10 protein-coding genes are annotated in these 12,902 nt (G+C 55.5%); 8 read left to right on the top strand and 2 right to left on the bottom strand.

Features of this window, described 5'->3' with window-relative positions; all coding sequences use genetic code 11:
- Positions 1 to 307 precede the first annotated feature (307 nt).
- The 8 genes from tig to CWM57_RS10845 all read left to right on the top strand — a co-directional run bounded on the left by tig (position 308) and on the right by CWM57_RS10845 (position 10,203).
- Positions 308 to 1,606: a trigger factor gene (tig, locus tag CWM57_RS10880; RefSeq protein ID WP_061155553.1), complete on the top strand. Its 1,299-nt coding sequence runs from the start codon at positions 308 to 310 to the stop codon at positions 1,604 to 1,606.
- 309 nt (positions 1,607 to 1,915) lie between these two features.
- The gene (gene clpP / locus CWM57_RS10875; RefSeq protein WP_002891804.1) at positions 1,916 to 2,539 is read left to right on the top strand and encodes an ATP-dependent Clp endopeptidase proteolytic subunit ClpP; all 624 of its coding nucleotides are present in this window, start codon (positions 1,916 to 1,918) and stop codon (positions 2,537 to 2,539) included.
- Between the two features lie 250 nt (positions 2,540 to 2,789).
- The gene (gene clpX, locus CWM57_RS10870; RefSeq protein ID WP_061155552.1) at positions 2,790 to 4,064 is read left to right on the top strand and encodes an ATP-dependent protease ATP-binding subunit ClpX; all 1,275 of its coding nucleotides are present in this window, start codon (positions 2,790 to 2,792) and stop codon (positions 4,062 to 4,064) included.
- A gap of 183 nt (positions 4,065 to 4,247) precedes the next feature.
- On the top strand, positions 4,248 to 6,602 hold the full coding sequence (gene lon / locus CWM57_RS10865) for an endopeptidase La (RefSeq protein WP_061155551.1): 2,355 nt from the start codon (positions 4,248 to 4,250) through the stop codon (positions 6,600 to 6,602).
- 209 nt (positions 6,603 to 6,811) lie between these two features.
- Positions 6,812 to 7,084, top strand: a complete 273-nt coding sequence (gene hupB, locus CWM57_RS10860; RefSeq protein WP_002444653.1) for a nucleoid-associated protein HU-beta — start codon at positions 6,812 to 6,814, stop codon at positions 7,082 to 7,084.
- A gap of 214 nt (positions 7,085 to 7,298) precedes the next feature.
- A complete protein-coding gene (gene ppiD / locus CWM57_RS10855) occupies positions 7,299 to 9,173 on the top strand; it encodes a peptidylprolyl isomerase (protein WP_074386733.1) in 1,875 nt (624 codons plus the stop codon).
- Positions 9,174 to 9,321: 148 nt separating this feature from the next.
- Positions 9,322 to 9,690, top strand: a complete 369-nt coding sequence (locus CWM57_RS10850) for a helix-hairpin-helix domain-containing protein (RefSeq protein WP_077268420.1) — start codon at positions 9,322 to 9,324, stop codon at positions 9,688 to 9,690.
- A gap of 111 nt (positions 9,691 to 9,801) precedes the next feature.
- The gene (locus CWM57_RS10845) at positions 9,802 to 10,203 is read left to right on the top strand and encodes a YbgC/FadM family acyl-CoA thioesterase (RefSeq protein WP_023288617.1); all 402 of its coding nucleotides are present in this window, start codon (positions 9,802 to 9,804) and stop codon (positions 10,201 to 10,203) included.
- Positions 10,204 to 10,314: 111 nt separating this feature from the next.
- Here the strand turns inward: CWM57_RS10845 and queC are convergent, their stop codons facing one another.
- Both queC and CWM57_RS10835 read right to left on the bottom strand, forming a co-directional pair.
- A complete protein-coding gene (gene queC, locus CWM57_RS10840) occupies positions 10,315 to 11,016 on the bottom strand; it encodes a 7-cyano-7-deazaguanine synthase QueC (protein WP_061155548.1) in 702 nt (233 codons plus the stop codon).
- A 66-nt stretch (positions 11,017 to 11,082) separates the two neighbouring features.
- Positions 11,083 to 12,783 carry an SgrR family transcriptional regulator gene (locus CWM57_RS10835; RefSeq protein WP_074386731.1) on the bottom strand — a complete coding sequence of 567 codons (1,701 nt, stop codon included), beginning with the start codon at positions 12,781 to 12,783 and terminating at the stop codon, positions 11,083 to 11,085.
- Positions 12,784 to 12,902: the final 119 nt, after the last annotated feature.

The following is a 12,902-nucleotide window of genomic DNA, read 5'->3' as shown; positions in this document are numbered from 1 at the left end:
TGCTTGCAGATTTAGCAAAAACGGCCTACGGGCCGTTTTGTTTTGCCTGGAAAATGCGCAAAGTTAGCGCTTTTGCGGACAAATTTGAGCGGGAAATGTGAAAAATGCCGCAGCAGTGGGCGACAACCGTTCTCGACTCACAAAAGTGATGCCGCTATAATGCCGCGTCTTATATATGAATGTCTTCGGGATGATTCTGACGACAGGGAATGTGTTTCTGATTTGAAGAGGGCATCCCGGTTCTGCGAAGCCACCTACACGCGCTTCCAGAGTTGACCGAGCACTGTGATTTTTTTGAGGTAACAAGATGCAAGTTTCAGTTGAAACCACTCAGGGCCTTGGGCGCCGTGTAACGATTACTATCGCCGCTGACAGCATCGAGAATGCTGTCAAAAGCGAGCTGGTCAACGTAGCGAAAAAAGTTCGCATTGACGGCTTCCGTAAAGGCAAAGTGCCGATGAATGTTGTTGCTCAGCGTTATGGCGCATCCGTTCGCCAGGACGTGCTGGGCGACCTGATGAGCCGTCATTTCGTTGACGCGATCATCAAAGAGAAAATCAATCCGGCTGGTGCGCCGAACTACGTTCCGGGCGAATACAAACTGGGCGAAGACTTCACCTACGCGGTAGAGTTCGAAGTGTATCCGGAAGTTGAGCTGCAGGGTCTGGACGCGATCGAAGTTGAAAAACCGGTTGTTGACGTGACCGACGCTGACGTGGACACCATGCTGGAAACCCTGCGCAAGCAGCAGGCGACCTGGAAAGACAAAGACGGCGCCGTTGACGCTGAAGATCGCGTAACCATCGACTTCACCGGTTCCGTAGACGGCGAAGAGTTCGAAGGCGGTAAAGCCTCTGACTTCGTACTGGCAATGGGCCAGGGTCGCATGATCCCGGGCTTCGAAGACGGTATCAAAGGTCACAAAGCGGGTGAAGAGTTCACCATCGACGTGACTTTCCCGGAAGAGTACCACGCAGAAAACCTGAAAGGTAAAGCGGCTAAGTTCGTTATCAACCTGAAAAAAGTTGAAGAGCGTGAACTGCCTGAGCTGACCGAAGAATTCATCAAACGTTTCGGCGTGGAAGATGGTTCTGTCGCTGGCCTGCGCGCTGAAGTGCGTAAAAACATGGAACGCGAGCTGAAAGGCGCTGTACGTAACCGCGTGAAGTCTCAGGCAATCGAAGGTCTGGTTAAAGCTAACGAGATCGACGTTCCGGCTGCCCTGATCGACAGCGAAATCGACGTGCTGCGTCGCCAGGCTGCTCAGCGTTTCGGTGGCAACGAGAAACAGGCTCTGGAACTGCCGCGCGAGCTGTTCGAAGAGCAAGCTAAACGCCGCGTCGTTGTCGGTCTGCTGCTGGGCGAAGTGATTCGCACCAACGAGCTGAAAGCTGACGAAGAGCGCGTGAAAGGCCTGATCGAAGAGATGGCTTCTGCGTACGAAGATCCGTCAGAAGTCGTTGAGTTCTACAGCAAGAACAAAGAGCTGATGGACAACATGCGCAACGTGGCGCTGGAAGAGCAGGCTGTTGAAGCCGTGCTGGCGAAAGCCAAAGTGTCTGAAAAAGCCACTTCCTTCAACGAACTGATGAACCAGCAGGCGTAATTTCGCCGCGATTGTTTAAGGTTCGAGCAAAAACCCGTTGCCGAAAGGCGGCGGGTTTTTTTTTAGGATAATGATAGCCTCAGGCACGGTGCTAAAACGCATTTACCATGATAGCGTTACAGCAAAAGCTTGTTATGCTTGAAATATGGCAACACCATCCCCATTACCGGGGGAGGCAACTGCATCCGCAATCGCACGCGTGTTAAAGAGGCGGTGACGCGTTCAGCGGATAGAAACTGTGGCTGATAATCCGTCCGTAAGGTTACAATCAGTGCAGCAGGTATTTTAAAATTACTCCAGGAGACGGAAATGTCATACAGTGGCGAACGAGACAACTTTGCACCCCATATGGCCCTGGTGCCGATGGTCATTGAACAGACCTCACGCGGTGAACGTTCTTTTGATATCTACTCCCGTCTGCTTAAGGAACGCGTCATTTTTCTGACCGGCCAGGTCGAAGACCACATGGCAAACCTGATCGTGGCGCAGATGCTGTTTCTGGAAGCGGAAAACCCGGAAAAAGACATTTACCTGTACATTAACTCTCCGGGCGGGGTGATCACCGCCGGGATGTCGATTTATGACACCATGCAGTTCATCAAGCCGGACGTCAGCACCATCTGTATGGGCCAGGCCGCTTCCATGGGGGCGTTCCTGCTGACCGCCGGGGCGAAAGGCAAGCGCTTCTGCCTGCCGAACTCCCGCGTGATGATCCACCAGCCGCTGGGCGGCTATCAGGGACAGGCGACGGATATTGAGATCCACGCCCGCGAAATCCTGAAGGTGAAAGGGCGCATGAATGAGCTGATGGCGCATCATACCGGCCAGTCTCTTGAGCAGATTGAGCGTGACACCGAGCGTGACCGCTTCCTTTCTGCTGCGGAAGCCGTGGAGTATGGGCTGGTCGACTCTATTTTGACCCATCGTAATTGATGCCCGAGGCGCAAGGGTGCCGCTTTACGCTTCATTCTTCTCGCCACGTTTTCGTGAGTGGTTGGCATTTTTCCGGACGCTTGCCGGTCAGGCTTGCGGCCGGTTGCTTTGCCAGCGCCTCGATGTAGCGCAAAGGATTTTGTGTATATACTAATGAAGGGCGGCACAACGCTATATGGCGGCTTGCGCCTGAGAATGGCATTTGCGTCGTCGTGTGCGGCACAAAGAACTTAAAAAGAGGTTTGGACTCATGACAGATAAACGCAAAGATGGATCGGGCAAATTGTTGTATTGCTCTTTTTGCGGCAAAAGCCAGCATGAAGTGCGTAAGCTGATCGCCGGGCCATCCGTGTATATCTGCGACGAATGCGTTGATTTATGTAACGACATCATTCGCGAAGAGATTAAAGAAGTTGCGCCGCACCGCGAGCGCAGCGCGTTGCCGACGCCGCACGAGATTCGCCACCACCTTGATGACTACGTCATCGGTCAGGAACAGGCGAAGAAAGTGTTGGCGGTCGCGGTATACAACCACTACAAACGTCTGCGCAATGGCGATACCAGCAATGGCGTAGAGCTGGGTAAAAGTAACATTCTGCTGATCGGGCCGACCGGTTCCGGTAAAACGCTGCTGGCGGAAACGCTGGCGCGCCTGCTGGATGTGCCGTTTACCATGGCAGACGCCACCACCCTGACCGAAGCGGGTTATGTGGGTGAGGACGTCGAAAATATCATTCAGAAACTGCTGCAGAAGTGCGACTACGACGTGCAGAAAGCGCAGCGCGGCATCGTCTATATCGACGAAATCGACAAAATTTCGCGTAAATCCGATAACCCGTCGATTACCCGCGACGTCTCCGGCGAAGGCGTACAGCAGGCGCTGCTGAAGCTTATCGAAGGCACCGTCGCCGCCGTTCCACCGCAGGGCGGACGTAAACATCCGCAGCAGGAGTTCTTGCAGGTTGATACCTCCAAGATCCTCTTCATCTGCGGCGGCGCGTTTGCTGGCCTGGACAAAGTGATTTCCCACCGTGTTGAAACCGGCTCTGGCATTGGTTTTGGCGCGACGGTAAAAGCGAAGTCCGACAAAGCCAGCGAAGGTGAGCTGCTGTCTCAGGTTGAACCGGAAGATCTGATCAAATTTGGTCTGATCCCTGAATTCATCGGTCGTCTGCCGGTGGTGGCGACGTTGAATGAGCTGAGCGAAGAAGCGCTGATCCAGATCCTGAAAGAGCCGAAAAACGCCCTGACCAAGCAGTATCAGGCGCTGTTTAGCCTTGAGGGCGCAGAACTTGAATTCCGCGACGAAGCGCTGGATGCTATCGCCAAGAAAGCGATGGCGCGTAAAACCGGCGCCCGTGGCCTGCGCTCGATTGTGGAAGCGGCGCTGCTGGATACCATGTATGACCTGCCTTCGATGGATGATGTCGAAAAAGTGGTCATTGATGAGTCGGTTATCGAGGGTCAGAGCAAACCGCTGCTGATCTACGGTAAACCGGAAGCTCAGCAGGCATCTGGTGAATAATTAACCATTTCACTCAAGCAGTTAACAAAAAGGGGGGATTTTATCTCCCCTTTTATTTTTCCTGCATTCCCGCCGTTGAATGTGTGGAATACATCCCCATATACTGGATTACATATTAACGACGATGCAGTGGAGTATGGCGTCGTCGGCTACCTGGCGGACTTTAAACTAAGAGAGAGCTCTATGAATCCTGAGCGTTCTGAACGCATTGAAATCCCCGTATTGCCATTGCGCGATGTGGTGGTTTATCCGCACATGGTCATACCCCTGTTCGTAGGGCGGGAAAAATCTATTCGTTGCCTCGAAGCGGCCATGGACCATGATAAAAAAATCATGCTGGTTGCGCAGAAAGAAGCGTCGACGGATGAGCCGGGTGTAAACGATCTTTTCACCGTTGGAACCGTGGCGTCTATTTTGCAGATGCTGAAGCTGCCGGACGGTACCGTGAAGGTGCTGGTCGAAGGGCTGCAGCGTGCACGTATTTCTGCGCTGTCTGATAATGGCGAACATTTCTCGGCGAAAGCGGAGTATCTCGACTCGCCGGCGATTGACGAACGTGAGCAGGAAGTGCTGGTTCGCACCGCTATCAGCCAGTTTGAAGGCTATATCAAGCTGAACAAGAAGATCCCACCGGAAGTGCTGACGTCGCTGAACAGTATCGACGATCCGGCGCGCCTGGCGGATACCATCGCGGCACACATGCCGCTGAAGCTGGCTGACAAGCAGTCCGTGCTCGAGATGTCCGACATCAACGAACGTCTGGAATATCTGATGGCGATGATGGAATCGGAAATCGATCTGCTGCAGGTTGAGAAGCGCATTCGCAACCGCGTCAAAAAGCAGATGGAGAAATCCCAGCGCGAGTACTATCTGAACGAGCAAATGAAAGCAATTCAGAAAGAACTCGGCGAGATGGACGACGCCCCGGACGAAAACGAAGCGCTGAAGCGTAAGATCGACGCGGCGAAAATGCCGAAAGAGGCGAAAGAAAAAACCGAAGCGGAACTGCAGAAGCTGAAGATGATGTCGCCGATGTCTGCGGAAGCGACCGTCGTGCGTGGCTACATCGACTGGATGGTGCAGGTGCCGTGGAATGCGCGCAGCAAGGTCAAAAAAGACCTGCGTCAGGCCCAGGAGATCCTCGATACCGATCACTATGGTCTGGAGCGCGTGAAGGATCGCATCCTTGAATATCTCGCGGTGCAGAGCCGGGTGAACAAAATCAAGGGGCCAATCCTCTGTCTGGTGGGACCGCCGGGGGTAGGTAAAACCTCGCTGGGCCAATCCATCGCCAAAGCGACCGGACGCAAATACGTACGTATGGCGTTAGGTGGCGTGCGCGATGAAGCGGAAATCCGCGGTCACCGTCGGACCTATATTGGCTCGATGCCGGGCAAACTGATCCAGAAAATGGCGAAAGTGGGGGTCAAAAACCCGCTATTCCTGCTGGATGAGATCGATAAAATGTCTTCCGACATGCGCGGCGACCCAGCTTCAGCGTTGCTTGAGGTGCTGGATCCGGAACAGAACGTGGCCTTTAACGACCACTATCTGGAAGTGGATTACGATCTCAGCGACGTGATGTTCGTGGCGACGTCTAACTCCATGAACATTCCGGCGCCGTTGCTGGACCGTATGGAAGTGATTCGCCTCTCCGGTTATACCGAAGATGAAAAGCTGAACATCGCCAAGCGTCACCTGCTGCCGAAGCAGATTGAACGTAACGCGCTGAAGAAAGGCGAGCTGACCGTCGACGATAGCGCCATTATCGGCATTATTCGTTACTACACGCGTGAAGCGGGGGTTCGAAGCCTGGAGCGTGAAATCTCCAAGCTGTGCCGTAAAGCCGTAAAACAGCTGCTGCTGGATAAAACGCTGAAACACATCGAGATTAACGGTGAGAATCTGCACGATTATCTCGGCGTACAGCGCTTTGACTATGGCCGTGCCGATAGCGAGAACCGCGTCGGTCAGGTGACCGGTCTGGCGTGGACGGAGGTGGGTGGCGATCTGCTGACCATCGAAACCGCCTGCGTACCAGGCAAAGGCAAGTTGACCTATACCGGCTCGCTGGGTGAAGTCATGCAGGAGTCGATTCAGGCTGCGCTGACCGTGGTACGTTCGCGGGCGGATAAACTGGGCATTAACGCCGACTTCTACGAGAAGCGTGATATTCACGTCCACGTACCGGAAGGGGCGACGCCGAAGGATGGTCCGAGCGCGGGTATCGCCATGTGTACGGCGCTGGTCTCCTGTCTGACCGGTAACCCGGTACGCGCTGATGTGGCGATGACCGGTGAAATCACTCTGCGTGGTCAGGTGCTGCCGATCGGCGGTCTGAAGGAAAAACTGCTGGCGGCGCATCGCGGCGGCATTAAGACTGTTCTGATTCCTGATGAGAACAAACGCGACCTTGAAGAAATTCCAGATAACGTTATCGCCGATTTGGATATCCATCCGGTGAAACGAATCGAGGAAGTTCTGACACTTGCGCTGCAGAACGAACCGTTCGGCATGCAGGTTGTGACCGCGAAATAGTGATTCTGCGCAAATTGCGCTAATAAAAATAGGGCTGGTAAGTCATTTCGGACTTGCCAGCCTTTTTTTGTGTAGCTAACTTAGATCGCTGGCAGGGGGGTCATCGACAACTGCTGTTGTAAGGGCATGACAGTCCTGATATAACTGCTGCGCGGTCGCACTATGAAGGACTCAGGTGCGATATAAATTATAAAGAGAGGAAGAGAACAGTGAATAAATCTCAACTGATTGACAAAATTGCTGCGGGTGCGGACATTTCTAAAGCTGCAGCTGGACGTGCGTTAGATGCTTTAATCGCTTCTGTTACTGAATCTCTGCAGGCTGGGGATGACGTTGCGCTGGTAGGTTTTGGTACCTTTGCTGTTAAAGAACGTGCCGCCCGTACTGGTCGCAACCCACAAACAGGTAAAGAAATTACTATCGCTGCCGCAAAAGTGCCGGGCTTCCGTGCTGGTAAAGCGCTGAAAGACGCGGTGAACTGATCGGCTTTCCCGTCAGGGAATGTGACGAAGTACAAGGGCGCATCGTGAGATGTGCCTTTTTTATTGCCTTTTCAGACCACTTTATGTGTGTTTATCGCCACTTGTGGGCTGACAATCACCCTGTTTTCTTGTCAAAATACGTCCTCACGCGCGGCGGCCATCACGTGCTATGCTGCGCGAGCTAAAGTCATCTACAGCGGAGCGTTGTTACACCATGATGGACAACCTACGCACGGCCGCCAACAGCGTCGTGCTCAAGATTATTTTCGGTATCATTATCGTCTCGTTCATTTTGACCGGGGTGAGTGGTTACCTGATTGGCGGTGGCAAAAACTATGCCGCAAAAGTGAATGGCCAGGAGATTGGCCGTGGGCAGTTTGAAAACGCCGTCGCCAGCGAACGTAACCGTATGCAGCAGCAGCTTGGCGACCAGTTCTCCGAGCTGGCGGCGAACGAAAACTACATGAAAACCATGCGCCAGCAGGTGCTGAACCGGCTGATCGATGAGTCGCTTCTGGATCAGTATGCCCGCGAGCTGGGTCTCAGCATCAGCGATGAGCAGGTGAAGCAGGCGATCTTCCAGACCCAGGCGTTCCAGACGAACGGTAAGTTCGACAATCAGCGTTTCAGCGGTATTGTCGCCCAGATGGGGATGACCACCGATCAGTACGCTCAGGCGCTGCGTAACCAGCTGACCACACAGCAGCTGATTAACGCCATTGCGGGTACCGACTTCATGCTGCCGGGCGAGTCCGATCAACTGGCGGCGCTGGTGTCTCAGCAGCGTGTCGTCCGCGAAGCGACCATCAACGTGAATGCCCTGGCGGCAAAACAGACGGCCAGCGATGAGGAAATCAACGCCTTCTGGCAGCAGAATCAGGCCCGTTTTATGGCACCGGAACAGTTCCGCGTCAGCTATATCAAAATGGATGCCGCCAGCATGCAGGAGAATGCCTCTGACGAAGAGATTCAATCATGGTATGACCAGCACAAGGATCAGTTCACTCAGCCGCAGCGCAACCGCTACAGCGTGATTCAGACCAAAACGGAAGCCGATGCGAAAGCGGTGCTGGCCGAGCTGCAAAAAGGGGCAGATTTCGCCACGCTGGCGAAAGAAAAATCGACCGATATTATCTCTGCCCGCAACGGCGGCGATATGGGGTGGATGGAAGATGCCTCTACGGTGCCTGAGCTGAAAGATGCCGGGCTGAAAGAGAAAGGCCAGCTGTCTGGCGTGATCAAATCCTCAGTTGGCTTCCTGGTGGCCCGTCTGGACGACGTCCAGCCGGCGCAGGTGAAACCGCTGGCTGACGTGCGCAATGACATTGCGGCGAAAGTGAAGCAGGAAAAAGCGCTGGATGCTTACTACGCGCTGCAGCAGAAGGTGAGCGATGCGGCCAGTAACGATAATGAATCGCTGGCGGGCGCGGCGCAGGTCGCTGGACTGAAGGTGGTGGAAACCGGCTGGTTTGGCCGCGATAACCTGCCGGAAGAGCTGAACTTTAAACCGGTCGCTGACGCAATCTTCAACGGCGGTCTGGTGGGTGAGAACGGCGCGCCGGGCAGCAACTCCGACATCATTACCGTTGACGGCGATCGCGCTTTTGTTCTGCGCATCAGCGAGCACAAAGCCGAGGCGGTGAAACCGCTGGCCGAAGTGAAGGCGCAGGTCAGCGATATCGTTAAGCACAATAAAGCGGAACAGCAGGCGAAACTGGATGCCGACAAGCTGCTGGCGGCGCTGAAAGACGGCAAAGGCGATGAAGCGATGAAGGCGGCTGGCCTGAGCTTCGGCGCGCCGCAGACGCTTTCCCGTACCGGCCAGGATCCGCTGAGCCAACTGGCATTTACTCTGCCGCTGCCGCAGCAGGGCAAACCGGTCTATGGCGTTGGCAGCAATATGCAAGGCGATGTGGTGCTGGTGGCGCTGGATGAAGTGAAAGCAGGCAACATGCCGGAAGAGCAGAAGAAGGCCATGGTTCAGGGGATTACCCAGAACAACGCCCAAATCGCTTTCGAAGCGCTGATGAGTAACCTGCGCAAGGCGGCGAAAATTAAACTGGGCGACAGCATCGACCAGCAGCAGTAATTTCGCGTCGTCTCGCAAAAATGAGCAACACGATGTAATCCCCAAGGGCCGCTTTCGCGGCCCTTTCCATTTCTGTGATTTGCCTTTTGTCGGCCATCCGCACTGACGCTATCGTAACCTTGCTGTCTACACACAAGGAGATATCAGCATGAAATATGGAATAAAAGCACTGATGGCCGCGGGCGTACTGGTTTTCGCGGTAGGCGTACAGGGAGCGCTGGCTGCACCCGCCAGCGGCAAAGCGGCGGTGAATAAAGAAAATGTGCAGGCGACTACTTCGGCGAAGGCGGAAACGGTGCCCGGTGAGGCGGACAACGGGGTGACAAAGGTCAGCATTAACCGCGCCAGCGCCGAACAGTTGGCTCAGGCGTTGAATGGCGTGGGGTTGAAAAAAGCCCAGGCCATTGTCAGCTACCGCGAAGAGTACGGGCCGTTCAAAACCCTCGATGATCTGAAGCAGGTCCCGGGAATGGGCAGCTCGCTGGTGGAGCGCAATTTAGCCCATCTGACGCTGTAAATTTTATGCCAGACCTTGCACAGCGGTGATTTTTTGCCAGGATAAAGAGGTTGCATCAAGTGGTGTGACCTCTTACCTCATAAACAACAATAACAGAAAGGCATTGGTGCTATGCAGACACAAATTAAAGTTCGCGGCTATCATCTCGACGTCTACCAGCATGTGAACAACGCACGCTACCTGGAGTTCCTTGAGGAAGCCCGCTGGGATGGCCTGGAAAACAGCCCCGCGTTTCAGTGGATGACGGAGAAAAATATCGCTTTCGTGGTGGTGAATATCAATATTAACTACCGTCGTCCGGCGGTACTGGGCGATGTGCTGACAGTGAGCAGCAAACTGGAGCAACTCAACGGCAAAAGCGGCACGCTAAGCCAGGTGGTCACCCTCAACCCCAATGGCGAAGTGGTGGCCGATGCGCTGATTACCTTCGTCTGTATCGATTTGAAAACCCAGAAGGCGCTGCCGCTGGAAGGGGAGTTGCGCGAGAAACTTGACCAGATGAACTTGCGTTGACAACCGTCGCGTGAGTGCCGGGCCCACGGCAGGTGATGAACCCGTAGCCCCGGTAAGCGTTGCGCCACCGGGGAATTTGAACTGAAGCTTAGGGCAAAAAGCTCCCCGAGGCTATGCCTGTGCCAGCCCGGTTTTTTGCTTCATCACCGCCATTACGCCGACCTTGTCCCCCAGATACTGGTTGAGTCCGTTTGCGCGCAGGTTACAGGCGGCGCACTGGCCGCAGCCATCGCCCTTAATGCCGTTGTAGCAGGTGAGGGTTTCCTGGCGCACCAGATCCAGCTGACCCCAGTAGTCGGCAAGCGCCCAGGTCTCGGCTTTATTCAGCCACATCAGCGGCGTCTCAAAGCGAATGTCTTTCGCCATCCCAAGGCTGACGGCGTGGTGCAGCGCTTTGACAAACTCATCGCGGCAGTCCGGGTAGCCGGAGAAGTCGGTCTCGCACACGCCGGTGATGATGGCTTCGGCTTTCACCTGATAGGCGTAGATTGCTGTCAGGGTTAAAAACAGAATATTGCGCCCGGGGACAAAGGTGTTGGGAATGCCCTCGGCATCAGGCTGATAGTCGGGTACCGGAATGTTATCGCGGGTCAGGCTGCTGACTGCCAGTTCGTTGAGCAGAGTGACGTCCAGCACTTTATGCGCGACAGCGCCCAGTTTCAGGGCGAGTTCGCGCGCCACGTCGATTTCCGCGCGGTGGCGTTGGCCATAATCAAAAGTGACGCAATGCACTTCATCATACTGCTGCAGAGCTTGCACCAGGCAGGTGGTTGAATCTTGTCCTCCGCTGAAGACAACTACGGCGCGTTTCATGGCAATTCCTGACTAAATGAGTAAAGGCGCTATGGTAGCGCCAGACGCGCGCGGCGACCAGCTCTCTCATGACGATGACGCCGGTAGCCAGGCGCTGGCGAAGTCGAACCAGCCCCGGGCGTTAAGACGCAGGCCATTGACCCCCGGTGGCGCGCTGATCCGATAGTTATATTTGAACAGCGGCGTCATGATGGCGTCTTCCATCAGACTGTTGAACACGTTGCGCAGCGCATCGTTTCGACTGCGGGCTTCGGGCTGCGCCTGCACGGCGTCTAATGTCGCCTGCAGATGGGCATATTGCGCCCCGGTAAGCAAATTAGGCCACAGCATATCGCAGCGCAGCCACTGTTCGAGGGCGTATTCAGGCGCTTCGCCGATTAGCCGGTCGCCCATCATCAGATCGGCCTGCCCCAGATGCTGACAGCCTTCCCAGTTTTTGGCGTCATGAAAAATGAGCGTCAGCTCGCAGCCCAGCAGAGCCAGCCGTTGCCTCAGCTGTTCGGCCATCGCATGAAGCTCGACCGGCAGATGATAGAGCAGGGTAAGTCTGGCCGGCAGCGGTACCGCGTTGTTTTCCGGTCCCTGCGGGATGGACCATCCTGGCAGCACCTCATGGCTCGGCGTAATCAGATCCTCCTCCAGCGGCAGCGTTTCCAGCAGCGACGAGTGATGGATTATCGACACCAGCCGCTGGGCCTGCGCTTTGCTAAGACGCGGGCTGTGGCGCAGGGTGAGATAACAGAAGCCAAGGCTGATACTGTTGCTGACCTGACGCAGATTGTGGAGCTCTTCGCGATCGCCGATGGTGATCTGCACCGGATGGCGGCAGCTGGTGCCGAGATCGCGGTCAAAGAGCTGAGGAGTGATCCAGTACTCCACTGCCTGGATCAGCGGATGCTGCAGGTGGTAACGGGGATGGTTCTCCAGGCGGACGAGTTCCGGACTGAACCGCTTCAGGCGGAATGGCCCGCAGCCGATGGCCGGATCGTCAGGATGCGCCAGCACGCTGCAGTAGCTGGCGAGACGGAACGGCAGCCAGTAGTCAGGACGATGCAGCGTGATGGTTAGACACTGGGCGTGAGTGACATCGATACGGCTAAGGCTGGCGAAGAGGGTCCGCAAGGCTGGCAGCTCAAGCAGCAGCCGTAACCGCTGCCGCAGCTGCGCGGTTTCCACCGCATCGCCATTGTGCCAGTACAGCGTAGAGCGAATATAAAAATGCCAGCGCAGGCCGTCCGGTGAGACCTGCCAGTGATGCGCCAGATCGCCGATCGGCATATTGTCGCCTTCGTCGAAGCGCGTTAGCCCGGCATAGATCTGCCCGGCCAGATGCTGCTCGGCGCGTCCGGGCAGAAAGCCAGGGCGCAACGGCTCCAGTGGGCGATAGTAAGGAATACGCAGCGTCGGAGTATTGTTTTGCCACTGACCGCCGAGGAAGGGATGGAGCAGGGCTTTCAGCTCCACCGGGGCCAGCTGCGCCAGCTCCAGCGCGTTTTGCTGCTGACCGTTGTTCAGCGCCTGCTCCATCATCTCGTTGCGCAGACTTTCCGGGGTTTTGTGAAATGAGAGCTGCCCGCGTTTGCCGCGCCCGGAGCTGGCCTGCCAGCTTAGCCACCCCGCCTCCTGCGCCTGACGCAGCAGAGTGCGGACGTGGCGTTCGCTGCAAAAACAGCGCTCCGCCAGTTCGCCGACGGTCACCTGCTGCGGCGCCCCGGCTGAGGGTTGCCACAATCGCTGGTACTGATTTAAACGGTGTAAGAGTCGCATGGGAGCCGTCGTCCACCGGGCCGCTGTAAACCCGGAACAATTAATAATATCTATTCACTATTACTTCCGTATATCCCAGGTGATACTGCAACACAAGCGAAGCCCATCACACATCGGGG

Source organism: Klebsiella sp. G-Nf4, assembly GCF_002810615.1.
Taxonomy (GTDB): Bacteria; Pseudomonadota; Gammaproteobacteria; order Enterobacterales; family Enterobacteriaceae; genus Klebsiella; species Klebsiella variicola.
The sequence above is the reverse complement of the archived record's forward strand: the minus strand, read 5'-3'. Positions and strand labels throughout refer to the sequence as shown.